The organism is Streptomyces sp. NPDC025273 (assembly GCF_040638585.1).
In the GTDB taxonomy this organism is placed as follows: domain Bacteria; phylum Actinomycetota; class Actinomycetes; order Streptomycetales; family Streptomycetaceae; genus Streptomyces; species Streptomyces cinereorectus.
The window spans coordinates 40,018-64,149 of record NZ_JBEZYP010000006.1; the positions used below are offsets into that span (position 1 = coordinate 40,018).

Below are 24,132 nucleotides of genomic sequence, written 5' to 3' on the forward strand. Positions count from 1 at the left end.
GTCCTCCTCGAAGAGATCAACGGCCCGTATCCGCGCCTCTTCCCGGCGCTTGCGCTGCTCGGCGGTCAGCCCGTCCCCGTCCGGATACCGCGTGTCTCCGGCGTACCGGCCCGGACGGAGGGCGTCACCTGTCCCGACACAGATCCAGCCCCCCCCAGACGCCGAAGTCAGTAAGGTCGACACGGCGCATCACCCGATCAACGCACCTGTGGCTGACGTCGATCCGCCCTTGTCTCACCCCCGCACAGCCGCCTCGCTCTCCGTCTCTCCCGTTGTCGTACCGGTCGCGGAGGCGTCATACCGGCGCAGCGCCGGGAAGGCGCAGGCGAGGAGTACCGCACCCACGACGCAGGAGATGCCGCCGCTCACCACACCGGCGACGGGGGAGGTGAACTGGGCCACCGCGCCCGCCCGGAGGTCGCCGAGTCGGGGGCCGGCCGCGCTGACCACGAAATCCAGGCCGCTGAGCCTGCCTCGTAGATGGTCGGGTGTGCTGACCTGGAGGACCGTTGTGCGGAAGACGTCGCTGACGACGTCGCAGGCGCCTGCGGCCATCAGCATCAGCAGCGCCACCCACAGGGCGGTGCTGAGTCCGAATCCGATCAGGACCAGGCCCCAGAGCGCGCCCGCCACCATCATCGCCCTGCCCTGGCGGCGGGTGCGGCCCAGCCACCCGGAGAACACCGAGGCGAGGATGCCTCCCACGGCCGGGGCGGCGTAGAGCATGCCCAGCGTCTGCGAGCCGCCGTCGAAGCGAGTCTCGGCGAGGGCGGGGAAGAGGGCTCGTGGCGCGCCGAGCACCATCGCGTTCAGGTCGACCAGGAAGACGGCGGCGATCAGCGGGTGCCTGCGGGCGAAGCGCAGTCCGTCCACCACCGCGGCCGCGCCGGGGCCTTGGCCGCCGCCCTCGGGGGGCATCGCGCGGAGTCGGAGCACGGCGTACAGGCCGAGGAGGAAGGTGGCGGCGTCGAGCACATAGGCCGCTTCGAGGCCGGCGGTCGCGATGACGACACCGGCCACGAGTGGTCCGACGGTCATGCTGGCTTGGAAGGAGAGCTGGGACAGCGCACCGGCGGCGGGGAGGTGTTCCGCGGGCAGCAGCCGAGGGATGAAGGCCCGGCGGGCCGGCTGGTCGAGGGCGAACAGGCAGGAGTGCAGAACCGAGAGCGTGTACAGCAGCGCCAGGTTGCGCAGGTCGAGCACGGCCTGCGCAGCCAGCAGGAGAGCGACGACACTGAGACCGCTGCTGGTGATCAGGACGAGTTTGCGCCGGTCGAAGGCGTCCGCCAGCGTGCTGCCCAGCACCCCCAGGACGACCAGGGGGACGAAGGTGGTCAGGCCGAGCGCGCCGACCGCCAGGGTGGAGTGTGTGAGGGCGTAGACCTGGAAGGGCAGTGCCACGGCCGTCATCTGACTGCCGATGGCCGAGAGCGACTGCCCGGCCCACAGGCGGCGGTACTCAGGGGACACCCTCAGGGGGCGGGTGTCGGCCAGTAAGCGTCGGCGTGGTGCGCGCTTCGAGGGTTGAGCTTCTTCCACTTCGGCTCCGTCTATCTGGGGTCATGCGGCTTCCAGGGCGGCTCAGGCACTCGGCGGTGCCCCGCTCGTGCCGCCCTCCGGTCCGACGAGCGGGGCGGCGCCCGCCATCGCGCGCTGGATCAGCCGCTCACCCGAACCATGATCGAGTACGTAGTTGTGCAGCAGCCGCACATTGTCCCAGACGGCGATGTCGCCCTCGTTCCACTTCCAGCGGACGGTTCGTTCGGGGACCAGAGTGTGGGCGAGGAACAGGTCCAGCAGGGTGTCGCTCTCCAACTGGGAGAACCCGTCGATGCCGGTGACGCAGTTCGGGTTGAGGACGAGGGTCCTGCGGCCGGTGCCGGGGGTGACGGCCACCAGGGGGTGGGTGACGACGGGCAGGGCGAGCAGCCGGTCCCTGCTCTCCTCGTCGCGGCCGGGGAGCAGCCAGTCGGCGTAGAGCAGTTTGGCGTCGTGCGAACAGCTGAGCCGGGAGGCGAGGTCCTGCAGGGGACGGGCCAAGGTGCTATAGGCGCCGGCAAGATCCGCGAAGAGGGTGTCCCCGCCGAACGGCTGCACGGTCACGGCCTGAAGCAGCGAATAGACCGGGACGTCGCGGAGAAAGGTGCAGTCCACGTGCCAGTTGGTGGCGTGCCGGTTGTAGCGGTCGCGGCAGCGGATGTCATCTGCGGTCACTCCGCCGGTCTGGTTGGCCAGCACGTGCGGATGGCCGGTGAGTCCGGGTTTGAGGGGGTGCGCGGGTTGCAGAGGGCCGAGCAGAGAGGCGAGGCGGGTCAGGTCCGCCGGGTCCGTCGACTGGCCGCGGAAGAACAGCACTCCGTGTTCTTCGACGAGCCGGGCGACAGCCCCGGCCGTGGCACCGTCCACCGCGCGGACGTCCACGCCGGCGACCTCGGCGCCGATGCTGCCCGTGAGGCGCCTGACCCGCAGGTCGGTCCCATGTCCGATCACGCTTCGCGTCACCTCGGCGCTCCCCTCAGCACGGCGTTCTCCATGGCGCCTTGCCCGTAGACACTGACCACACCGCTCTCCCCGGAGGGGAAGTAGCGGGCGTAACAGCCGCCCGGTCGGTCGCCGAACACCATGGGGCTCAGGACGGGGGCGACGGCGACCCGTTCGGCGCGGTGCCCCGATGCTGCGCACATCTCCAGTTCGTAGGGCACCGATTCGGTGTACTCCTGGACGATCGTGTCCCCCTCGGAGAGGGCACGTTCCACCTCGGCCGCCCACTGCGCGGGGGTGCTCAGCCGGCCGATGAGAACCTCGCGGCCCATCATGCCGATGGCCTTCTTCAGGACGAGCCGTTCCCGGGCGGACAGGAGCAGTTCGGGCAGGCCGACCCAGCGCCCACGCCATTGCGCCTTGGTGTCTCCCACGACTCTGCTCCAGGGGACGTACCGCCGTATCAGCGCGTGGTCCGTCTCGGTCATCCAGGGCAGCCCCTCGGAGAGCCAGGCGAGCACCTTCTTGTTGGCCAGCAGATAGCTGCTCTGGGGTGGAAGCAGGAGGCATCCCGCGTCCAGCACCGAACGCACCGGGTCCAGCGACTGTCCGCGGCTGGTCCAGTCGGCGGTGGCGAAGTAGCGCAGGCCGACGGGGAAGTCCAGCCGTTCGGGCGGGCCGAGGCCGTGCGGCAGCCGGTCCGGTTCGAAGAACTCGGCGCGCAGACCGCGGCGGCGCAGGACCTCGGCCTCGATGTCGTAGTAGCGCGAGGTGGCCGCCTGGTCCTGTTCGTACGGGCTGCCCACCAGGGCAACCGCGCGCGCCAGCCCCAGGTCCTCGCAGACCTGGTCGAAGAAGGCGGCGCGCGCCTCCAGCGGGTCGTGGCCGGTGAACGGAGCGCCGTCCTGACCGCCGTACACCTCGGTCCAGACACGGGACATCAGGTGGGTCTCGGCGGGGCCGCCGAACGCGCCGCTGACGTTGAACTCGATGAACTGCGGGCCGTGCGGGCCGAGGATCACGTCCGGGCGGGCCATCGCGGCGCAGTAGCGTTCCTCGAGCAGGTCGTCGTCGGTGAAGAGTGGGTAGTCGTCGCCGTCAGGTGCGAGGCCGAGCGCTGCCAGTCTCCCGGCGCGGGTCGGCGCCGACTCCAGCACCGCGCGCCGCAGCAGTGCCAGGAGCGCTGCCGCGGCGACGAACAGTTCGTCGTACACGGGTCCGGGAAGAATGAACGGCTCCAGGGGAGCTCGCTCGGTGTCGATGCGGGTGCCACAGTCGCGCAGTTCGTACCGGAGCATCCGCAGCACCTCGGACACGGGGTGGCGGCGGACGAGGGTGGGGCGGCCGATGCCGGGCCGTGCGAGTGGCCGTTCGGTCACTGGTACTACCTCCGTCGGGTCGGCCGGGCGTGGGGCGTGCCCGCGAGGAACTGGTCGAGGTCGACGAAGCGCGGCTCGGCCAGGCCCGGGGCGCGCCAGCGCAGTTCGGTTCGGGGTGGCCGGTCGTGGTCGTGGAAGTAGACGGGCCTCAGCAGTCCCCGGCCGTCGACGGCGACCGGTGGATTGTTCACCAGGAAGTCGCGCAGCGGCTCGCTGTCGCGGCGCGCTCGGAGCCAGACCCGTTGCCCGCCCCAATGGTTGGTGGGGAGCGAGACCTCGGGGTGGATCTTCCGCTTGAATTGGAAGGTGCCCTTGCTGAGGAAGGGTTCGCAGCCCCCTAGGTCCACGACGTCCGCGCCGTGGCGGGCCGCCCAGTCGAGCACTTCGATGTACAGGGCCATCGAGACGCCGGAGCGGTAGTGGGCGGTGTCGCCGTCGAGCACTCCGGCCAGCCGAATCACCAGCTTGCGCCGGCCCGGCTCCCATCTGCACAGCATGCCCGCCACGCGTGTGCCGGAGTCGCGCAGGAAGAGGAGGGCACCCTCGCGGAAGATGCAGGAGTAGGCGCTGCGGCGGGGTTCGGAACGGGCGGCTGCACCGTGCCTGTGGGCCATGGTGGGCCGGTGCATACGGTCGTAGAAGAAGTTGAAGTCGGCCGCGCTGGTGGAGCGTTCCAAGGTCCATGTACGGCGGGTGCGCTGGCGGCGGTAGTGGCCACGGTCCTTCGCCGACACGCGTGACAGCGGCGCTGTGTCCCCGCCGACCGGGACCTGGAGCGAGAGGCGCAGCGGCAGCAGCAGCGCGTGGTGGCTCGGGAGGCGTCGCGCCCTGGCGGCGGTGCACGCGATCACCAGCAGGTCGGGGGTGTCGGCGTGGGCCGCGGCACCGGTGGTCCGCCGGACGGCGGGTCCCGCGTGCGGCTCGCGTCGTTCCTCCAGGAACGGCAGGGTCAGCCCGACGCTCGCCGCAGGGCCCCGGCAGCCAATGGTCAGTTCCCCCTTGGCCGTGTGGGAGACGAGGCTGGTCGGGCGTGTGCCGCGCAGCGCGTCGGCGGCGCGGTGAGCGCCGAGGACGAAGCGTCCGTCGCCGTTGCGCCAGCGGTAGCCGAGCCCGTCCCACAGTGCGCTCACGGTCATCGTTCCTCCAGCCGAGGCGGTGGGGTCTGCCGGTCGCGGCGTGCGGTGCGCCGACGCAGTCGGTCGCGTACGGCCTTCAGTTCAGCCTGTGCCTCGTCGAGCACGGTGGCCGCGAAGCCCTCCGCGAGGGCGGGGGCGTGCGCGGTGACGGCGGCCAGGGCCGGTCCGGTGAAGCGGACACGGCCGTCGTCGACAGTCACTCCGTCGCCGGCCCCGACGCGGTGATTCCACGCGGTGGCTTCCTGCTCGGTGAGGCCCGGCGGAAGGTCGAGCGTCACCGTGCTGTCTCGGATCGCCACGGGGTAGCCGCCGGGCAGTCCGTGCGGGCCGGGAAGCGAGGTGTGCAGGGTGAAGCCGTGTGCCAGCGAGGTGATCAGGAGGGCCGCGGTGTGTCCGGTGACGAGGTTCAGCCGCTCCCGGTCGGTGGTGCGCTGTCGCGTCAGCAGTGCGGTCACGTCGGTGAGGGGCGCGTCGTCGAGCCAGGCTCGCGCCTCGTCGGCGGGGTGGACGGGTGCGTGCAGGTGAACGTGGTGGGCGAGGACCTTGAGCCGGGGGGTGGGGCCGAGGCTGAGGGTGTGGCCCAGGGACGCCGCGACCAGGCCGGCGTTGCCGATGCCGCAGAGGACCGGCAGGTCGAGTGCCTTCAACAGGGGGTTCACCGCGTCGGGGAAGCAGGCGTTGATCAGCAGGGTGTCGGGGGCGGCGTCGGCTACGGCGCGGGCGGCCCGTACCGGTATATCCGCCTGCAGCGGCAGGGTGAGGCCGAACCCGGCCTCGGCGATCAGGTCGGTCCAGCCACTGGGGTGCCGGGTGCGTTCCCAGGGCGACTGGGCGGAGGCGCACACGAGGAGCATCCGGGGGCTCGTGCGAGCCAGCAGTTCCTTGAAATCGTGGCTGCCCGGATCGGTTCCCGCCGCGTCGAAGTGGACGGGTGTGCCTGACGTGAGGGCTCTGCTTCCGGCCAGGTAGGCGATCTCGTCCGCCGCCCGGGCGTCGCGGCCGGCGACGGTTACGCGCAGCGGCCCCGACCGGGTGCAGGCCAGCGAGCAGCACACGGAGCGGGCCAGGGACCCGGTGCCCAGCACGACGAGGTGGGGCGCGCCGCTCAACGCTTCCACACCGCGGCGGCCACGTCCTCGACCGAGCGCACCACGTGATAGTCGGCGGCATCGACGGTGTCGTAGTCACCGCGCGCGTACGTGCCGCTGCCGTGGATGACGACGGGGCCGTCACCGGCGAGGTCGCGGTCGATGGCGTTGAGGACGCCGGTCAGTGCCATGACGAGCGACCACTCGGTGAGTGTGCGCGGGTCGTCGGGGAGCCGGGCCGCGGTGTCGCCGAGCAGCCCGGAGATCAGGGGGTAACGCTCCAGGCACTCCTGGAGGGAGACGACGATGCCTGCGCCGCCGTGTCGGTCGATCAGCTCGTTCATGGCCGGGGAGGTCGCGGGCCGGTGGGTGTAGAAGGTCGGGTCGAGCACTTCGTCGAGGCGGTGCACGGTCCGCGGGAAGGCGGGGTCCTCGTGCTGGAAGTGGAGCCCGGTGGCCGGGTCAAGGGTGTAGTGGGGCAGGTGAGACCGGTCGAAGCTGCCGTACTTCCAGCGGAGCACCATGTCGGGGGTGCTGAGATGCTGCACGAGGAGGGAGGCGGGCCGGCTCTCGGGCGAGGACTCGCCGGACTCCTCCAGGACCGTACGGCCCTGGTGGTAGCCGAGCAGACCGAAGGCGCTGGAGACCGCGTGCGCGTGCAGCCTCTTGGGGCCGTGGTCGCAGGGGGCGACGCGGTTCTCGAAGAAGGCCCGGGCGGCATCGGCGACCAGGTAGTTCTCGAGTTCCAGGGAGAACCACAGCCGTCCGCCGGTCTCTCGCGCCCAGGCCTGCGCATGGGCGTCGGCGAAGGCGCGGGCCAGGGGTTTGACGTCCTCGGCCCGCTCTGAGTCGAGGAGCAGCAGGGGGTTGAGTGCCTGGAGTTCGCTGTCCGCGGACAGTCGGGAGCGGCGCAGTTTGTCGTGGCTGGACAAAGGGGCGAGCGTCGTGATCCGCAGTTCGTGAGGTTCGGCCAGGCCGGCTTCCAGGGCGCGCAGGACGGCGTCGCGCAGTGCGGTGCCCTTGTTCCCGGAGGTCGGGGTGCAGAGCATGACGGGCGTGCCGGTGCGCCGGATGTGTTCGACGGCCCGCGCGACGATGAGGAGCGAGGGGAACGTCTTCGTCGTTCCGGTCCCTGGGTTGCCGGTGAGGTCCAGGAGGGTGAGCGGGTGGCCTCGGTAGTGGCCGAGGGGCTGCCAGCGCGCCGTGGCCGCGGAGTAGTACGCGCGGGTGGCCGGGTCGAGCGCGGGGAAGGCGAAGGCCGGGCGGAATCCCTCGGCATCGGGGCGGGGAGCCGGGTCGGTCACGCAAGCGGCCACCACTGCGGGCAGGCGGTCGTAGTGATCGAGGATCAGGTTGCCGGCCGCGGTCTCGGTGCCGGCCGCCGGAGGTGGGGGTGACGTCATCGTCGGGGTCCTCCCCTGCTTGGTGGTCATCCTTTGACACCGACGACGAGCGCGTGCTCGTACGGCAGCCCGGTGTACGAACGGACGCTGCTGCAGCCGACCTCCGTGAGCCACTGCTCGTAGTCCTTGGGCGGGTAGGCCATGCCCTCGCCGCTCGCCAGGACGTTGAGGAAGAGCGAGAGCCGGGCGGAGAGCAGTCCGGTGTTCTCGTCGTCGGGGGCACACATGTTGTAGAGGAAGATCTTCCCGCCCGGGGGCAGGGCCTCGTAGGCCTTCGTCAGCAGTTTGACGCTGTGCTCGGGGGAGAAGACCTCCATGGAGTGGCTGAACAGGATGCCGTCGAAGCCGCGGGGGAAGTCGTCCTCGAAGATGTCGCCGGGGTGCGTCAGCACGCGGCCGTTCACATCGTCCGGGAGTCCGCTCTCCGCGTGCCGGCACACGCTGGGCATGTCGAAGATGGTCACCGTGGAGTGCGCGTACTGCCGGACGAATTTGATCGCGGTCGTACCGTCACCGCCGCCGACGTCCAGCAGTCGGCCGACCTGGGCGATCTCGGCGTTGTCCAGGAGGGCGTGGGCGAAGAGATGGGTGAATGGCCCGATGGAGTCGTGATAGCTCTCCACCAGTTCCGGGTCGTTCGCCAGCCGGTCGTAGAGTGTGTTTCCCGGCTCGGGATAGGAAGCGAGCGCCGCCTCATTCGTTCCGGTCCGCAGGGCGGTGGTCAGATGCGGGAAGGCCGGATACTGAAACCTTCGCCAGCCGAGAAGTGTGTCCCGCCACCCCTCGGGGCGGTCCGTCACCAAATGCTCCTCGGCAACCTGAGAGTTCACATATCCACCGTCGCGCCGTTCCACCAGTTCGGTGGCGCATAGCGCAAGCATCAGCACGCGCAGTTTGTGCGGCTCAATTCCGACGTGTCGGAGCAGTTCCTCGAAGGTGGCACCCGGGTGGCGCGACACGAAGGGGAGGACATCGAGCTCAAGAGCCGTGATGACGGCGTTGAAGAGCGCCGGCCCATTGACGATGAGCTGGAATCTCTCGTATACGCGGTCGAATTCCTGCGAATCGCCCATCAGTTATGCAGCCCCTTTCAAGGGTGTGACTGATGTGAAATCGAGCAAGACCTCAGGGAGGTTACACGCCATCTCGGACAAGGTCAACGGCACTTCCATCGACAAAGATTGACCTGCTTTCGGCTTTCGTGGCCGAAAGCAATCTGGCACAGAACCGGATGGTGGCCGAATCAAGCCATTCTCCAGGAATCCCGAGCCAGGGGGGTCGGCGGGGTTGACATCGAGATCAACACCCATTGAGCATGAGGAAATAGTGCGAAGCCTGCAACTCACCTTCATTTGAACGCTTTCCGACGCTTGATGCGAGGAGCGCGCGTGACAGGTTCCGAAGAAGATTGCAAAACCACCATTTTCCTTGTGCAGCAGGGCGTCTGGGAAATGCCCCTGGAGTCGATGCCGCTGGCTTCCGGGTACCTGAAATCGACCCTCATGGCCGACGACGAAATCAGCCCTCACGTCGATGTCTCCATCAAGAACTTCCGGGGCGGCACCACGAATGCGCTCATGGCCGACAAACTCTTCAGCGTCGGCTCGCCGGACATCCTCGCCTTCTCTGTACTGGGGTGGAACTACCAGTCCTTCGGCGCTCTGGCCGCCACCTTCAAGCAACTCAACCCGGCCGGCCTCGTCGTATTCGGCGGCACACATGTGGCCAACCAGGCAGCCCGCGTCTTCCGGATGTTTCCCGAGGTGGACGTGGTGGTCAACGGCGAGGGAGAGCTGACGTTCAGGGAGCTGGTCCGGGCCCGTCTGACGGGTGCGGACCGCCACGCCCTCGGCTCGGTCGCCGGGATCTCCTACCGCGGGCCGGACGGCGAGGCCGTCACCACCGAAGAGCGCCCGCGCATCGAGGACCTCGAACAGATCCCCTCGCCCTTCCTCACCGGGGCACTGGAACTGACCGACGAGAACGGCGAGTTCCGGTACGACGTGGCCCTGATGGAGACCAACCGCGGCTGCCCCTACAAGTGCGCCTTCTGCTACTGGGGCGGCGCCGTCGGCCAGAAGGTACGCGCCTTCTCCCTGGAGCGGCTCCGCCGCGAGCTGGAGCTGTTCGCCAAGCTGAAGGTGCACACCATCGTGGCCTGCGACGCCAACTTCGGGCTGCTGCCCAACGATCTGGAGTTCATCGAAGCGCTGATCGAGACCCGGGACGCCTACGGCTTCCCGCGAGCCCTGGAGACCTCCTGGGCCAAGAACAAGTCCAAGACGTTCTTCAAGATCGTCCAGCGGATGAAGGAGGCCGGCATGCACAGCTCCTTCACCCTGGCCCTCCAGACCCTCAGCGACAGCGCCCTGGAGACCATGAACCGGCGCAACATGAAGGTCAACGAGTGGGAGGACCTGGCGGCCTGGCTCGACCGGGAAGGGCTGGACTGCTACGCCGAGCTGATCTGGGGTGCCCCCGGGGAGACCGTGGAGTCCTTCATGGAGGGCTACGACCGCCTCGCCCGGCGTGTGTCCAGGATCGCCGTCTACCCCATCCTCCTGCTCCCCAACACCGACTACATGGAGAAGAAGGAGCTCTTCGGGATCACGGCGATCCGCGGAGACCACGACGACTTCGAGTATGTGCTCGCCCACGACACCATGACCTTCGCCGACAACCAGTACATGCAGCGGTTCCTCTTCTGGGCCCGGGTCGTCGCCGAGAACGCGGTGTTCCGCTACATATGGGGCTCGCTCCGCCACTTCGCCGGCCTGACCCAGTCGCAGGTGCTGATCAAACTGAGCGACTGGATGGCGAAGGTCGACGATCCGGCGGCCGTGCCGTTGCGGGAGTACTGCGCGACCGCCGCCGGAGGCACCGAATCCTTCGGCGCGGCGATCACCTACTTCTACACCGATCGGGAGGCCGTGCGGCTGCTGCACCGGTGGTGGGACGAGTCGATCCGTCCTCTCGTCCCCGAGCCGTTCCGGCCGGTCCTCGACGAGGTGTTCCGCTACGACCTGCTCACCCAGCCCGTCTTCCGCCCGGAGCGGTCCGGGACCGCGGACGAGGAGCTGGCGGTCGAGGAGATCCGCGACGAGCAGTACTACGTACGCAGGGACGTCCGTCTGGCATACGACGTGCCCGCGATCGTCGCCGCTCTTCGCGCGGACAGGGAACCGGACCTCTCCCCCTCACCGCGCGTCCTCGACCTCTACTACCGGACCGGGTCAGAATCCGCGGTCACATCGACCAACCACGAGATCGTCATCCACTTCATGGGGATGACGAAGGAGCACATCCTCGCCAACGCCAACGCGGGCGGCCCGACCGTCGACGCGGCCGGCGAGGAAGACGGCCTCCGGAGCGGCTGACCCCGAGGCCACACCGAAGCGTCTCTACGGAGGGAACGCCTTTGACAAGGCTACTCATCGGCAACGACTTCAACGAAGACCTCTTCACCCGTATCGCCGCCTCCTGGTCGGTGCAGCGGCTGGCATGGTTCGCGCAGGACGGCGATCTCCTCGTCCTGCCCGTCCGCCCCGAGGAGGACTTCCTCGCCTACGTCACCTCACACACCGGCACCCGGCGCTCGGCCATCGAGGTGATCGTCCCGGCGGCCGGGCGCGCCGGGGAGGACCTGCTGACCGCCGACCGGCTGTCGGCCCCGGCCTTCCTCACCGCACTGCGCCGGGCGCTGGCGGGCCGCCCCGTCACGGACATCCTCGCCCTGTGGCCGGACACCTCGGTGGCCACGCTGGCCCGCGCCCTCGGTGCCGAGCACGCGCTCCCGGGCTTTGGCTTCGCCGCCCAGAGCGGTGGTGCCCTGGTCAACAGCAAGGCGGTGTTCCGAGCGGTGACCGCGGGCGCCGGCGTGCCGATCCCCGAGGGTGCGGTATGCGCCACCCTGGAACGCGCCGAGTCCGCGATCACGGGACTGCTCGACGCGAACGCGCCGGTCATCGTCAAGCAGGACTACTCGCTCGGCGGCAAGGGCAACGAGATCCTCAGCCGCGTTCCCGGCATCCAGCCCGTCGGCGCCCGCCGGACACTGACGCTCACGGGTACGTCCGAGGTGCGAGGCTACCTTGACGAGCGGTGGGCGGAACTGAGCCGGAACGGCCGCGACCCGGTCGTCGTCGAACGCTACTACCCGGACAGCACATCTCTGTTCGCCGAGTATCTGATCACTGACGACGGCGTCGAGTTCGGCGGCACCGGAGAAATGATCATGGCGCCGCTGGCCACGGCGCAAGTGGTGCCCGCGCAGGGACTCAAACCGGACGCCGCCGCCGAACTCGTCGAGCAAGGCCGGCGATTGTGCGTCCCGCTGCACGCCATGGGGTACCGCGGGCGCCTCAGTGCGGACGCCGTCCTGACACGTGACGGCGAACTGTTCTTCACCGAGTACAACGGCCGCGTCACCATGTCGACCCACACCTACGCCGTCGTCGGCGCTCGGCTGGCCGGCCTGGACCACGCGGACGACCGGGTCGTCGTCGAGCGCATCTGGCCCGGCGGCTGGTCAGCCCGCTCCTTCGCCTCCGCCGTCTCGGCACTCACCGAGACCGGCCTCGCCTTCGACCCGTCGACCCGCACCGGGGTGGTCTTCAGCAGCGCCCTCGACCTGAGGGACCACTCGATCATGCAGTGTGTGATCGCCCAGGACCTGACCAGCGCGGCCGCCTACGAACACCGGCTCAAGGAACTGTTCGGTCCCGGCGGCACCGCCTCGCACACCGACCCCACCGGCAAGGAGAACGCAGCATGCGGTTGAACAGCTTCGACGAATGGTCTCCGCTCAAGGAGATCGTCGTCGGATCGGCCGTGAACTACACCTCTCATGAGAGGGAGTTGTCGTTCGATCTGTTCTTCCACGACAACCTTGGCCGCTCCGAGTGGTACTACCCGCGCCTCAGCGCCGGCGGCTCCCCCGCCGGGGCCGGCCGGGGCAGCGCCGACCGCTCGCCCATCAAGCAACGGTACGTGGACGAACTCATCGAGGACGTCGAAGGCATCGTCTCCACCCTGGAGTCCCTGTCGGTGAAGGTGCACCGGCCGATGGACATCGACGCGTCCACCGCGGAGGTACGCACCCCAGCCTGGTCGGCGGCCGTCGTGCCCCCGTTGAACGTCCGGGACAACACCCTGGTCCTCGGGAACGAGATCATCGAGACCCCGCCCATGATCCGATCCCGCTACTTCGAGACCCAGTTCCTCACCCCGGTCTTCACCGAGTACTTCCGGCAGGGCGCCCGATGGACCGTCATGCCCCGGCCGCTGATGACGGATGCCTCCTTCGACCTGTCCTACGCCCGGAGCAGCAACGTGGGCGGTCCCACGGAGCCGATCGAGGACCCGAAGGCCTCCGTGTACGACGTGGGCTTCGAGATGATGTTCGACGCGGCGCAGTGCCTGCGGCTGGGCCGAGACGTCATCGTGAACATCTCCACGGCCAACCACGCCATGGCCTGTGACTGGCTGGAGCGGCACCTGGAGGGCCGGTTCCGCATCCACCGCGTGCACCGGCTCAGCGACAGCCACATCGACAGCATGGTGCTGGCGTTGCGGCCCGGCACGCTGCTGGTGCGCAACAAGGAAGTGCTGGACTTCCTCCCGGAGGCGCTGCGCAACTGGGAGCTGATCGTGCCGCCGCCGCCCGGGAAGAACAACTTCCCGCAGTACGAGGACGACGACCTGGTGCTCACCAGCCCGTTCATCGACCTCAACGTCCTGTCGGTCGACCCTTCGACGGTGCTGGTCAACAGCGCCTGCCCGGAACTCATGCGGACCCTGGAGCAGCACCGGTTCACCGTCGTCCCGGTACGTCACCGGCATCGACGGCTCTTCGGCGGCGGCTTCCACTGCTTCACGCTCGACACGGTCCGCGACGGCGGCCCCGAAGACTACCTCGGTCTCGGCTGACATCGGGAGGAGCAGACCATGACACAAACCAGCGGCCCCCTCGCGCGGCTCGTGTCGGTGGGGACCGCCGTGCCGTCGGCCTCGTACACGCAGGAGGAGCTGCTCTCGGTCTTCGGGGTGAGCGATCCCAGGATCCGGTCCGTCTTCCTGAACAGCGCGATCGAGCGCCGCCACCTCACTCTGCCGCCCCGCGACCCGGACGGCACCCCGCATGCGGAGACGCAGGGCGACCTGCTCCGCAAGCACGCCTCCAGTGGGCTCGTCATCGGCCGTGAGGCGATCGAGGCGTGCCTGAAGCGACTGGACGCGGATCCGGACGAGGTGGCCTTCCTGTGCTGCGTCTCGTCGACCGGGTTCCTCACGCCCGGTTTCAGCGCGCTGCTGATCAGGGACCTGGGGCTGCGGCCCTCGTGCGGGCGGCTCGATGTGGTCGGCATGGGCTGCAACGCGGGGCTCAACGCGCTCGCCGCGGTGACCGGCTGGGCGAGCGCGCACCCGGGACGGCTCGCCCTCGTGGTGAGCGTCGAGGTCTGTTCGGCCGCCTACGTCTTCGACGGCACCATCGGCACCTCCGTCGTCAACAGCCTCTTCGGGGACGGCGCGGCCGCCGTCGCCGTAGTCGCGGACGCCGGGCCGGCGCACGGGGCGAACGCCGGCGCAGAGCCGTCGTACTCCGGTGAAGGCCCCGCTGTGCTCGGCTACGCGAGCCGCATCATCACCGACGCGATCGACGCGATGCGCTACGACTGGGACGAGGACCACGGACGGTTCTCCTTCTTCCTCGACCCGGAGGTACCGTACGTGGTCGGCGCACACGCGGAGGAAACTGTCGGCCGGCTGCTCGGCGACGCCGGCCTGCACCGCTCGGACATCGCGCACTGGGTGATCCATTCGGGCGGCAAGAAGGTCATCGACGCGGTCCGCGTGAACCTCGGCCTCACCCGCCACGACGTGCGCCACACCCTGTCGGTGCTGAGTGACTACGGAAACCTCTCCAGCGGCGCCTTCCTGTTCTCCTTCCGGCAGCTGTGGGAGGAGGGAACCGTTCGGCCCGGTGACCACGGCGTGATGATGACCATGGGCCCCGGCTCGACGATCGAGACCGCACTGCTGCGCTGGTGAGACGCGCACCGCCGCCGCGACCCCGTGGCGGCCACGGGAGCGCACGAGATTGGGGAAGCATGAACGAGCATGTCACCCGGGACGTCGCCGAGTTCATCGACGGGCTCGGCTTCATTCTGACGGTCGACGGAACCCGCCCCCTGGACGAGCTGACGGCGTCGGTGACCTCTGTGTGCGCCCGGGCGGAGGAAGGCGGCGGCCAGAACGTGGTCGTCCTGCGTCTGCGGTCGGCCCCGCCCGACCGGTCCTGGCCGGGCCGGGTGCGCATCGGGGAGGTGAACCGGTGGGAGCGCGCGGTCCGCAGGGTCGAGCGGCTGGCGGCGGTGACCGTCGCGGTGCCGGAGGGAGTGTGCGGCGGTCCTGCACTGGATCTGCTGCTCACCAGCGACTTCCGGATCGCCTCACCCGACTTCCGGTTGTTGCTGCCGGTCAACGACGAACACTTCTGGCCAGGCATGGCGGTCCACCGGCTGGTCGCCCAGCTGGGAGCCGCCCAGGCCCGCCGACTGGTGCTGTGGGGGCACGAGATCACCGCTGATCAGGCTGTGTCCCTCGGCCTGGTGAACGAGATCGGGCACGACATGGAGGAGGCGCTGCGCGCGACCGTCGTGATGCTCGGCCGTCTCAGCGGGGCCGAGGTCGCGATACGACGCAGTCTGATCCTGGAAGCCTCGGCCACCCCCTACGAGGAGGCCATCGGCACGCATCTGGCGGCCTGTGACCGCGAGTTGCGCCGACTGGCCCGCGACGAGGAGACCGCCACATGGTCATGACCCCCGACAAAACGACCGGCAGAGCCACCTCCTTGCCCGCCGCCCCCCCGCTGGGCGGCACCCTCGACGAGGACGCCTCGGTGCTGGCGGAGCAGGCGGAGCGCGGGGAACGGATCCTGGCACGTCTGCCCGCCCCGGTGGACCGTGACGCCGGGCAGCGGAACCTGACGGCGGCCGTGTTCGACTCCTGTCGGCAAACCCGCGAGCAGTTCATGCGCCGCCACACGGACGCGGTCTACGACGCTTTGACGGACGGGCGCACACGCCGACACCGGCTGACAGAGCTGGTGTTCGCTGCCGCCGAGCGCTTCCCCGGTCTGGTGCCCGACCGTGGGCAGATGGACGAGGAGAGTGCCCGCGTCCAGGCGCACAAGGAAGGCAGGGAGATCGATCAGGGGATCTTCCTCCGCGGCATCCTCCGCTCTCCCACGGCCGGGGCGCATCTGACGGACACCATGCTGATGGCCTCGCCCCGCGCGCTCGCCCTCGTCGACTGCTACCGCCGTGACGGACGGGTCGATCTGGGACCGGTGCTGCTGGAACGCCGCGCCGCGGCCGGACATCTCACCGTGCGCAACCCGCACTGTCTCAACGCCGAGGACAACGCGCTGATCGACGCGATGGAGACGGCCGTCGACCTGGTCCTGCTGGACGAACAGACCCACGTGGGCGTCCTCAGGGGCGATGTGATGACCCACCCCCGTTACGCCGGTCGGCGCGTCTTCAGCGCCGGGATCAATCTGCTGGACCTGCGCGACGGCCGGATCTCGTTCATCGAGTTCCTGTTGCGCAGGGAGCTGACCTACCTGAGCAAGATCTTCCGTGGTCTGCTGCTTCCGCCCGCCGAGGCCACCTACGCAGTGCCCTCCCTGCAGAAACCATGGGTGGCCGCGGTCGACTCGTTCGCCATCGGCGGAGGCATGCAGCTGCTGCTGGTCTTCGACCGGGTCATCGCCGCCGACAACGCCTACTTCAGCCTTCCGGCCGCTCAGGAGGGCATCGTGCCCGGGGCGGGCAACCTGCGGCTCGGCCGGTTGACCGGTTCCCGGCTGGCGCGCCGGGTCATCCTCTCCGGCAGGAGAATCCGGGCGATCGATCCGGAGGCGGCTCTCGTCTGCGACGAAGTGGTGGCCGAGGACGCCGTGGACGACGCGGTCGAGGCCGCCGTGCAGGACCTGGACAACTCCGCCGTGGTCGCCAACCGTACGATGCTCGCCCTCGCCGAGGAGCCGGCGGACCAGTTCCGCCTCTACATGGCCGAGTTCGCCTTCACCCAAGCATGCAGGCTCTACAGCGAGGACGTCATCGGCAAGGTGGAGCGGGCCCGGTCCCGCTCGGTCACCCGGAGGCAACCTCCTGCCTGAGAAACCCGGCGAGCCGGGCCGTCCCTTCCTCGATCCGGTCCGGCTCCAGGTAACTGCACGACAACCGCAACTCGTTGTCGCCCTTGCCACTCGCGTAGAAGTGCGACATCGGCGTCCACAGAACGCCGTGCTGCGAGGCGGAGGTCTCCAGCAGGGCGGTGTCGGCCGACATCGGGAGCCGCATCCGTACGAAGAAGCCCCCGGCCGGACGCGACCAGCTCACCCCCGGTGCCTGCCCGGCCTCGGGTGGGAGATGCCGGTCGAGCGCGTCCAGCAGCAGCGCAAGGTTGCGACGGTACAGCTCGGACTTGCGCTGCGCGAGGGCCTTCAGCGATCCACCGTGTTCCAGGAGCATGCCGCCCACCACAGCCTGGCAGATCGGCGAGGTGTTGACGGTCACCATGCTCTTGCTCACCGCCAGCTCGTCCGCGAGCAGCCGTTGACTGCCGTCATCGGTCCGGATCGCCTGGTCCGCGACCACGTAGCCGACCCGGGTACCCGGCAGACACACCTTGGCGAAGGTGCCCAGATAGACCACCCGGCCCTCGGTGTCCAGCGCCTTGAGCGGGGGAATCTCCTCCCCCGGCGGCGCGGTGAAGCCGTAGGCTCCGTCCTCCAGCAGCAGCAGGTCTTCCTGTTCGGCCAGGGCAAGCAGGCGCCGACGGGCGGCGAGACTCGTCAGGCTGCCCGAGGGATTGGAGTAGTCCGGGGAGACGTAGAGGGCCCGGATCCGCCCGCCTTGGGATCGCGCGGCGCGGCACTGCGCCCGCAGTGCGTCGACGTCGACGCCGTCCTCGGCCTCGTCCACGCAGACCACGGGGACGTTCAGCAACCGGGCGGCGCCACGTATGCCGACGAAACAGGGGTCGACGACGGCCAGCAGGTCCCCTGGCCGGGCACACAGGGCATGCAGCGTGAGTAACATCGCCTCCTGCGCACCCACCGTGACAACCACAGCATCCGGCCCGGCCTCGATCCCGTGGTCGCGACGGAGCGCGTCCGCCACGAGTTCGTTGATCAGCCCCCGGCTGGGTCCGTACTCGTACAGCAGACTCCGAGCCTGCTCCCGGCTCAGCGCGCGCTCTGCGACCTGGTGGGCGATCCATGTGTCGACGTGGCGGGCCACGTCGAGGTCGTCAAGGAAGGCGAGATGTGGGGCGCCTGGCGCGAACGAGATCGCGTCGGGGTACCGGCTCATGATCTCGTTGAGAAAACTGATCGAGCCGAGCACCGGATCACCGAACGCACTGTGCAGGTCGCTCTGTTGCAGCTCGAGCAAGATCCCCCCTCATCCGACTCCTGAGGCACTCCCTACCCTCGAACAGCCTTGGACAAGCAAGGCAGGCGACGACCTGCGAGGTGGGGCTGGTCGGGGGGCGTTGGGGACGGCACGCACCGGCTAGGGTCGCGGTCAGCATTCGGGACTGCTGCACTGATAGGTGACACCTGACCTGGCTTGCTGAGAGGCGGCCTGGAAGGATGTCGCAGTGCCCAAGCCGTATCCCAAGGAGTTCCGGAAGGACGTCGTGCGGGTCGCGCACAACCGCGAGCCCGGCGTCACGCTGGAACAGATCGCCGCCCTTGCCGGGCGCGTTCCACGTGCCGGTGGCGGGCAGCGGGACCTCGGTCCAGAACGAGGTGATCGTGCCGATGCCGTCCGGTCCGTCCAGGGCGGCCTGGACGTGCGGCGGGTCGTCGGCGAGCTTGGTCATGTTCAGCTTCGGGCGCAGGGCGATGACGGTCTCGTTGACGGACGTCGGGTGGGAGACCTCGCTGGAGCCCGCGCCGCGTGCGGTGGAACCCATCTCCGTTACCGGGCGCCGCATCTCGTAGGAGGCGGCCTGAAGGCCCTGGTGGTGAGGTTGCGCAGGGAGTCGTCGGCCTTGGTGGAGCTGGCGATCTCGGACAGGCCGTGCTTGCGCATGTCGGAGAGCGCGCCGGTGGGCGAGCAGGTGCGGGCCTGCTTCTGCTTGGACGGCGGTTCCTTGTCGGTGCGCCGGAAGCTCAGGTGCGGTGCGCCGATCCGCTGGTTCAGCTCTGCTCCCTCGTTCCTCGCGACCGGCCGCAGCTGGACGGCGACCGCGCCCGGCCTGGGAGGGCGTCCGGGCCCCCTCAAGGCAACTCTGTTGCGGCATGGCCGGTACAAGTCAAGCAGCTGCCGGTCGCGACGCATCGCGTTGAGGCGCAACGAGTGTCGTTGCCGCGATTCCTGCGGCGAGCAGGAGCAGGGAAGTGGCGGCGGCGAGCGGGGAGGTCGCTTCGTGCAGGGGCCAGGTCCAGGGGAAAGGGCGCCCTCCGGGGCCAAGGCCGATGAGTGCGCAGAGGACGGGCACGAGGGCGACGGTCAGGGGACCGTAGATGTGGCCGGCGAGGTATTGGACGATGAGCCCGGTCCCCAGGTATCCGAGGAAGTTTCTTGCCGCGGCGAGGGACATGGAGGAGTCAGCCGCGTAAGTAGCACCGAGGCCCATGGTGGTGGCCAGGAGGGCGGCTGCTGCCAGCATGCCTGCCTGGTATCGGGCCACGGGACGGACGGCGGTGGTGTCGTAGAGGCGGGGGACCCGGTTGAGCGCGTAGAGAGTGAAGGCCGCGGGGATGGCGGGGAGTACGAGGGCAATGGGGATTCCTGCGCTCATTCCGGCGAGGAGTGAGGGGATCGGCAGGGCGGATCCGCCGAGGAGTGGTACCAGCAGCATGGTGACGATGAGCACTGCTGTGGTGAGGGGTGTGGCGTGTGCGCGGTGCCACCAGTTCACGATGTGGCTGCCTTGGTGTAGGAGGCGGGTGCGAGGTCGGGCAGTACGGCGCAGTCGTGGACGGAGCGCATGTTGCGTTCGTACCAGGCGTGCTGGACTTGTGTGGGCAGGGCGCGGATCTGTTCTGCGAGGGTGATGGCTTCGTGGGGCCAGCGCTGTGCGAGGTCGCTCTTGGGGACGCCGCCGGTGAGGGAGAGCCAGGCGTATATGGCGATCATGGCTTCGTCGCCGGGGTAGGCGGCGCCTTGGCGCAGGGCGCACGGGGGTGCTTCGTTGGGCAATGGGCTGGTGGCGATGTTCGAGGCGACGTTGGTCTTGTCGGGCTGAGGGTCTCCGAACTCGACCTGCCGGGCCGGGGTGACTCCGACGGCTGCCAGTTGGGCGGTGGTTTCCTCGGCCCAGTGGCTGATGTCTGCTCGCCGGGTGTTCTGCTCGGGCCACAGGCAGATCTGCGGTGTCTGTCCCGTACAGGTGCGCAGTGCGGGGTCGCGGGCCTGGGTGCCCTGGAAGTCAAGGGGAACGGCCAGGGTGAGCGCCACAGCGGTGGCTACGGTGAGCCCGGTCAGTGACAGCAGGGGGCGCCAGAGGCGGTGGCGGAGCGCTGAGCTGAGGACGACGGCCGTCACGATCGCGAGGGAGAAGGTGACGGTGGCGGCCAGGCTGCGGATGGAGGGTTCCTGGTCCAGCCCGCAGCACTCGGTGACGCCTTGTCCGTTGAGGTGGCGCAGCCAGGGCAGACCCCCCAGAGCAGCCGGCCAGAATCCCCAGAGGTATCCGAAGATCAGCATGGTGGCGGCGCCGAGGAGTTTCGGCATGCGGGCGCCGACGAACCAGCCCAGAGCGATGTGGGCCAGGACCACGCTGTAGGAGACGGCGAGGATCGCCGGGTTCGGGAAACCGGGGGTGGGGGCCACCGATGTCACGATGACGGCGAAGGGGGCGATCATCGCGATCAGGCCGAGTACGGCGACGGGGCCGAGATGCAGGACCGCCACGCTGAGCAAGCCGCGGGCCGGGGCCAGCACCGTGATCCCACCCTGTTTGAGCCGGGCTGCTTCCCAGGCCGCTCCCGCCCCGCACGCGGCGCTGATGAAGCCGACGACAATGGTGGTCTGGGAGCTGATGGAAGGCCAGTAGGCGATGGTGGACTCGGTGTTCTGGGCGCTGAACCACACCAGTACGGGAACCAGGACCAGGGCGGCCCACGCTGCGGGGCCCGAGCGCAGAAGTGTCGAGATACGCACGGTTCAGACCTCCCCTCGGACCAGGCCGCGATACGCGCTCTCCGCACGCCGCTCGTACGGGGTTCCGGCGGGGGCGGTGGAGAAGAAGTCACTCACCGGCCCTCGGAACACTGGCCGGCCCCGGTCGAAGACGATGACGGTCTCGTAGATGTCGGCGAGATCTTCGGTCTGGTGCGTGGAGACGATGAAGTGCACCGAGCTGCTCAGTTCGGCCAGCAGGTCCCGGAAGACACCGCGCTGGACAGGGTCGAGTCCTGCGGTGGGCTCGTCCAGGAGAACGATCTCGGCCTGGTGCACCAGCGTCTGCGCGATACCCAGGCGGCGGAGTTGCCCGCCGGACAGCTCATGGCTCTTGCGCTGGTCCAGTTCCGTAAGGCGGACCCTTTCCAGCGCGGTAGCCGAACGGTCCCAGGCCTCCCGCTTGGACAGGCCTTTCAGCCAGCCCACGTATGCGGCCTGCTCCCGCACCGTCAGGGCCGGGATGGCCTTCACCTCCTGCGGCAGCCACCCCACCTTCTGCCGGAAGGCCCGACGGTCCCGCCGCCGGACGCTGTCCAGGCGCCCCAGCGTGACGCGCCCCGACACGGGGGTCAGGGAGGACGCCCCCAGAGAAAGCAGTGTCGACTTCCCCGCCCCGTTCGGGCCGAGGAGGACAGTGCACCCTTGCGGGAGGTCCATCGTCAGGCTGTCGAGCACAGGAGTGCCGGCCCGGTGGGCAAGGGAACAGTCCGTGTAGTGCAGTGGCACGCAAAACCCCAGGTGAGTGATGACTACAGGCCAGACGGCATTGCGGGGTGTGTGGTTGCAACCACACACCCCGCAACGTCGTGAACCGGTCAGTAGCGCACAGTGACCGTGGAGACGCTGGGATAGGCGGCCACGGTGTCCTGCCCGTTCAGGCTCGAGTAGTCGAAGTAGTACTTGCCCGCAGCCTTGTCGCCGAAGCTCGACGTGTCGCAGTAGTTGTTGTCCCTGTTGACAAGGGTGTCGGGCAGACCGGAGCGTTCCTTCTTCGGCTGGAGCCCCGCATAGGTGAACCGGCCGTTGTCCTTGGAGCACCCGGAGAACTTGACGCTGGTCGAGACACTGTCCGGGTTGCTGTCCGTCCAGTGGCTCGACTCCTTCCCCGGCAGTGACCCGCTGATGCTGCTGGTGTAACCCCCTGAGCTGACGGCCGCTGCACCGGGGATGGGACCTGAGGATGGGGCATGTCAGCCCTCGTCGTCCGCGCCGGACAGCGCTTCGGCGATCAGGCGGGTGGCGAAGTCGGGGTCGTCGGTGATGCGGTTGATCTGTTCCGCGAGCAGGAAGGCGGTGGCTTCCAGGGGATTCATCTCCTCCTCGGTCCAGTCTCCGTACTGCTTGCGCCACAGGTTGGGGCTCAGGCCGGTGCCTGCGGCGACGACGAGGCCTGCCATGGTGGGGATGGCCTCGGGGCGGACGCTCTTGGGCATCCTGCGCAACGTGGCCACGAGGTTGGGCACCACATACTCGATGACGTCCTTGTCGTGTGCTTCGTGGGCCGCCCGCAGCCAGGTCATGAACATGAAGATGATCGTGCACGCGCCGTCCAGTACGTCGTCGGCTCCCTGGGGGCCCAGTGATTCGGTGTACTGGGTGTTCAGCAACTGTTGTTCGGGGTCGGTCACGGTCTTGCCGTCGTTGATTGCCTTGAGCCGGGAGTCGATCAACAGGAGCGCTGTGCCCACATCACCGACGGGAGCATGCAGGGGATCGCAAGGTGATGACACAGAATTCCTCCTCATAGGGCCGCGACGAGCGGCACGGCATGTACGGGCCACGGATCCGTCGTACGAAACAGTGGCCGAGGCATACCTGTCGGACGTGTCCGGCCAGCGGTGGACCAGAACCACGGCGTGCCGGGCCGGCCCCGGCGTCCATGAGCGCCTGGGAACGGTGCTGCCTGTTGATGCAGTGGCCTTCGCCGTCGGGCTGAATGGCGTTGCCGAGATTGAACAGGCTTTCGAGCACTTGGCGTTGCCCCTCCGAGGCGTCTGCGGCGAGAGCGTGTCGCTCGACGTAGCTGACCAGTTCCTCGATGGGGACGTTCTCGCGTCGTGCCTGCTCCAGGACGGTGATCGCATGGTGGGTATCGCGTCGTGTGCGGTTCGGGTTCCGGCTCGGGAACCCGTGGCACGTACGCGTCGCCTCGGCCGGCGTCGACCCGGCGCGGTCCGGGGGGGTGGTGAACAGTTGGAGCCGGAGCGAGGCCGACCGGGAACCGAGGTCGGGGCCGGGGCGGAACGTGGTGTCGTCCGCCGAGATCTCGCGGTGCCCGGCCAGGCGCAGCGCGGCACTCGCCCGGGAAGGGGCACGGCTGGGCGACTGATCTGGTGCGGTGGTCTCCTCGTCCATGCCGCGATCATGCCCCGCAGCCGGGTTGCGCGTCCCAGGATCGGCACAGGGCGGCGCCATCGCGATGTCTCGTTGCGGGCGTTCGGATTCCGTTTCCCGAGCTGAGGGCCCGCAGCCCGCAGGCATCACCCAGCCATCCCCCCCCAGCTCGGCGGCACCCTGCACAAGGTTCCCGCCCCCGGCACCTCCAGGCGCTGCTCAGCCTGCGGCGTCACCACGCCCGGCAACCGGGAGAGCCAGGCCGTGTTCGTGTGCAAGAACACCGGCTGCGGCTGGTCGGGCAACGCCGACCACAACGCAGCCCGGAACGTCCTGCACCTGTACCGGATGGGCCTCGCGCTCATCCCGGCTGCCGGGAGGGCAGTCGTCAGGCGCGCGAAGCGCGTCAAGCCCGCTGCCGCGAGGTAAGCAGGAATCTCCCGGCTTCAGCCGGGAGAGCACTTCAACGGACTGACGCGTCCTTCGTGCGCCGGTCGGTGAAAGGGCCTGTTCTGGCTTCCCGGCGCGGGTCAGGCGGTGCTGCGTACCGCGTGGGCGGCCGGGTTTTCCTCGGTGGTGTCTGCCTGCCGCGCGGGCGCGTCGGCTTCGGCCTCCGCCATCCAGGCGTCCAGTTGCTCCCGGGTGGTGCCGGGGTCGGCGACCAGCGCGCCCAGGTCGTCGCCCTCAACAACCGTGGTCGCCAGGGCCGGGCACCGGCGGCAGCCGTCCACACCGGTCTGCACCCACCATGTGCAGTGGGGTCGCAGATGGCACCGCGGCACGCTCCGGTTCTCGTCCGCCGGCGTCGCCGCCACCCGCTCCACGAGGGTGCAGTCGTTGCCCCTGCGGTGCAGACAGTTGCTGACGCAGTGCGACGCGAAGCGCAGGACCCGGGTCGGCTCGACATCCTTCGGGATGACCGGCAGGACGTCTCTGGCCGGCACGGGATCGGCGAGGTACACGACCTCGCCGCCCTGCCCGGAGCGCACGCCCAGTACCACCGACTCCGGTGCGTCGGCCTTGCCGCTCGGGCACCATGTTCCGCTTGTCTCGGAACGGTCTGCGGTGCTCATCTCTACCTCCTCATCAGCCCGGTGGGACTG

21 protein-coding genes and 1 pseudogene are annotated in these 24,132 nt (G+C 69.2%); 7 read left to right on the plus strand and 15 right to left on the minus strand.

Translation table 11 applies throughout. The annotated features are described in order from the left end of the window. Window positions 1–234: 234 nt before the first annotated feature. From AB0F38_RS12560 to AB0F38_RS12590, 7 genes are all read right to left on the minus strand, one after another. Window positions 235–1,470: an MFS transporter gene (locus AB0F38_RS12560; RefSeq protein WP_361890805.1), complete on the minus strand. Its 1,236-nt coding sequence runs from the start codon at window positions 1,468–1,470 to the stop codon at window positions 235–237. Window positions 1,471–1,581: 111 nt separating this feature from the next. Continuing rightward, window positions 1,582–2,490 carry a TauD/TfdA family dioxygenase gene (locus tag AB0F38_RS12565; protein WP_361890808.1) on the minus strand — a complete coding sequence of 303 codons (909 nt, stop codon included), beginning with the start codon at window positions 2,488–2,490 and terminating at the stop codon, window positions 1,582–1,584. Between the two features lie 8 nt (window positions 2,491–2,498). Continuing rightward, window positions 2,499–3,860 (minus strand): hypothetical protein, encoded by a 1,362-nt coding sequence (locus AB0F38_RS12570; RefSeq protein WP_361890811.1) that lies wholly within the window; start codon window positions 3,858–3,860, stop codon window positions 2,499–2,501. A gap of 5 nt (window positions 3,861–3,865) precedes the next feature. Beyond that, window positions 3,866–4,990 carry a GNAT family N-acetyltransferase gene (locus AB0F38_RS12575; protein WP_361890814.1) on the minus strand — a complete coding sequence of 375 codons (1,125 nt, stop codon included), beginning with the start codon at window positions 4,988–4,990 and terminating at the stop codon, window positions 3,866–3,868. A gap of 2 nt (window positions 4,991–4,992) precedes the next feature. After that, a complete protein-coding gene (locus tag AB0F38_RS12580; protein ID WP_361890816.1) occupies window positions 4,993–6,105 on the minus strand; it encodes a hypothetical protein in 1,113 nt (370 codons plus the stop codon). After that, complete coding sequence (locus AB0F38_RS12585) at window positions 6,102–7,487, minus strand: DUF6002 family protein (RefSeq protein WP_361890819.1); 1,386 nt, start codon at window positions 7,485–7,487, stop codon at window positions 6,102–6,104. Before AB0F38_RS12585 ends, AB0F38_RS12580 begins: the two co-directional genes overlap by 4 nt. A 26-nt stretch (window positions 7,488–7,513) precedes the next feature. Next, window positions 7,514–8,560 carry a methyltransferase gene (locus AB0F38_RS12590; protein ID WP_361890821.1) on the minus strand — a complete coding sequence of 349 codons (1,047 nt, stop codon included), beginning with the start codon at window positions 8,558–8,560 and terminating at the stop codon, window positions 7,514–7,516. 357 nt (window positions 8,561–8,917) lie between these two features. Between AB0F38_RS12590 and AB0F38_RS12595 the strand changes: the two genes are divergently transcribed. From AB0F38_RS12595 to dpgC, 6 genes are read left to right on the plus strand one after another with little or no spacing between them, the layout of a single operon-like run. Continuing rightward, a complete protein-coding gene (locus AB0F38_RS12595; RefSeq protein ID WP_361890823.1) occupies window positions 8,918–10,864 on the plus strand; it encodes a KedN5 family methylcobalamin-dependent radical SAM C-methyltransferase in 1,947 nt (648 codons plus the stop codon). A gap of 41 nt (window positions 10,865–10,905) precedes the next feature. Beyond that, entirely contained in the window at window positions 10,906–12,267 is a 1,362-nt protein-coding gene (locus tag AB0F38_RS12600; RefSeq protein ID WP_361890826.1) for a peptide ligase PGM1-related protein, read from the plus strand. Then, window positions 12,258–13,415 (plus strand): glycine amidinotransferase, encoded by a 1,158-nt coding sequence (locus AB0F38_RS12605; RefSeq protein ID WP_361890829.1) that lies wholly within the window; start codon window positions 12,258–12,260, stop codon window positions 13,413–13,415. Before AB0F38_RS12600 ends, AB0F38_RS12605 begins: the two co-directional genes overlap by 10 nt. 18 nt (window positions 13,416–13,433) lie before the next feature. After that, window positions 13,434–14,537: a 3,5-dihydroxyphenylacetyl-CoA synthase DpgA gene (gene dpgA, locus AB0F38_RS12610; protein WP_361890831.1), complete on the plus strand. Its 1,104-nt coding sequence runs from the start codon at window positions 13,434–13,436 to the stop codon at window positions 14,535–14,537. A 59-nt stretch (window positions 14,538–14,596) separates the two neighbouring features. Beyond that, window positions 14,597–15,310, plus strand: coding sequence for an enoyl-CoA-hydratase DpgB (dpgB, locus tag AB0F38_RS12615; RefSeq protein ID WP_361890834.1), 714 nt, complete (start codon window positions 14,597–14,599; stop codon window positions 15,308–15,310). Beyond that, a complete protein-coding gene (gene dpgC, locus AB0F38_RS12620; protein ID WP_361890837.1) occupies window positions 15,307–16,674 on the plus strand; it encodes a (3,5-dihydroxyphenyl)acetyl-CoA 1,2-dioxygenase DpgC in 1,368 nt (455 codons plus the stop codon). The genes dpgB and dpgC overlap by 4 nt, the downstream gene beginning before the upstream one ends. Here dpgC and AB0F38_RS12625 read toward each other — a convergent pair. The 7 genes from AB0F38_RS12625 to AB0F38_RS12655 all read right to left on the minus strand — a co-directional run bounded on the left by AB0F38_RS12625 (window position 16,649) and on the right by AB0F38_RS12655 (window position 23,050). Beyond that, on the minus strand, window positions 16,649–17,953 hold the full coding sequence (locus AB0F38_RS12625) for a PLP-dependent aminotransferase family protein (protein WP_361890840.1): 1,305 nt from the start codon (window positions 17,951–17,953) through the stop codon (window positions 16,649–16,651). The genes dpgC and AB0F38_RS12625 overlap by 26 nt on opposite strands. Before the next feature lie 531 nt (window positions 17,954–18,484). Further along, a complete protein-coding gene (locus AB0F38_RS12630; RefSeq protein WP_361890843.1) occupies window positions 18,485–18,790 on the minus strand; it encodes a hypothetical protein in 306 nt (101 codons plus the stop codon). A 31-nt stretch (window positions 18,791–18,821) separates the two neighbouring features. Continuing rightward, on the minus strand, window positions 18,822–19,430 hold the full coding sequence (locus AB0F38_RS12635; protein WP_361890846.1) for a hypothetical protein: 609 nt from the start codon (window positions 19,428–19,430) through the stop codon (window positions 18,822–18,824). Beyond that, on the minus strand, window positions 19,427–20,674 hold the full coding sequence (locus tag AB0F38_RS12640) for a hypothetical protein (RefSeq protein ID WP_361890849.1): 1,248 nt from the start codon (window positions 20,672–20,674) through the stop codon (window positions 19,427–19,429). Before AB0F38_RS12640 ends, AB0F38_RS12635 begins: the two co-directional genes overlap by 4 nt. A 3-nt stretch (window positions 20,675–20,677) precedes the next feature. Continuing rightward, window positions 20,678–21,352: an ATP-binding cassette domain-containing protein gene (locus AB0F38_RS12645; RefSeq protein WP_361890852.1), complete on the minus strand. Its 675-nt coding sequence runs from the start codon at window positions 21,350–21,352 to the stop codon at window positions 20,678–20,680. 533 nt (window positions 21,353–21,885) lie between these two features. Continuing rightward, window positions 21,886–22,425 carry a hypothetical protein gene (locus tag AB0F38_RS12650; RefSeq protein WP_361890855.1) on the minus strand — a complete coding sequence of 180 codons (540 nt, stop codon included), beginning with the start codon at window positions 22,423–22,425 and terminating at the stop codon, window positions 21,886–21,888. Beyond that, a complete protein-coding gene (locus AB0F38_RS12655) occupies window positions 22,385–23,050 on the minus strand; it encodes a hypothetical protein (protein WP_361890858.1) in 666 nt (221 codons plus the stop codon). The genes AB0F38_RS12650 and AB0F38_RS12655 overlap by 41 nt, the downstream gene beginning before the upstream one ends. A 150-nt stretch (window positions 23,051–23,200) precedes the next feature. On the opposite strand from AB0F38_RS12655, the pseudogene AB0F38_RS12660 reads away from it, so the two are divergent. After that, a pseudogene (locus tag AB0F38_RS12660) lies at window positions 23,201–23,458 on the plus strand (zinc ribbon domain-containing protein); the annotation flags it as partial. Between the two features lie 101 nt (window positions 23,459–23,559). Here AB0F38_RS12660 and AB0F38_RS12665 read toward each other — a convergent pair. Continuing rightward, window positions 23,560–24,102, minus strand: a complete 543-nt coding sequence (locus AB0F38_RS12665) for a hypothetical protein (protein ID WP_361890861.1) — start codon at window positions 24,100–24,102, stop codon at window positions 23,560–23,562. Between the last annotated feature and the right edge of the window lie 30 nt (window positions 24,103–24,132).

What these genes read in the sequence shown, in the direction of transcription:
- AB0F38_RS12585 (WP_361890819.1), bottom strand. Translation starts at nt 7,487, where the DNA reads ATGACGTCACCCCCACCTCCGGCGGCCGGCACCGAGACCGCGGCCGGC.
- AB0F38_RS12590 (WP_361890821.1), bottom strand. Translation starts at nt 8,560, where the DNA reads ATGGGCGATTCGCAGGAATTCGACCGCGTATACGAGAGATTCCAGCTC.
- AB0F38_RS12605 (WP_361890829.1), top strand. Translation starts at nt 12,258, where the DNA reads ATGCGGTTGAACAGCTTCGACGAATGGTCTCCGCTCAAGGAGATCGTC.
- dpgA (WP_361890831.1), top strand. Translation starts at nt 13,434, where the DNA reads ATGACACAAACCAGCGGCCCCCTCGCGCGGCTCGTGTCGGTGGGGACC.
- dpgB (WP_361890834.1), top strand. Translation starts at nt 14,597, where the DNA reads ATGAACGAGCATGTCACCCGGGACGTCGCCGAGTTCATCGACGGGCTC.
- dpgC (WP_361890837.1), top strand. Translation starts at nt 15,307, where the DNA reads ATGACCCCCGACAAAACGACCGGCAGAGCCACCTCCTTGCCCGCCGCC.
- AB0F38_RS12645 (WP_361890852.1), bottom strand. Translation starts at nt 21,352, where the DNA reads ATGGACCTCCCGCAAGGGTGCACTGTCCTCCTCGGCCCGAACGGGGCG.
- AB0F38_RS12655 (WP_361890858.1), bottom strand. Translation starts at nt 23,050, where the DNA reads ATGGACGAGGAGACCACCGCACCAGATCAGTCGCCCAGCCGTGCCCCT.
- AB0F38_RS12665 (WP_361890861.1), bottom strand. Translation starts at nt 24,102, where the DNA reads ATGAGCACCGCAGACCGTTCCGAGACAAGCGGAACATGGTGCCCGAGC.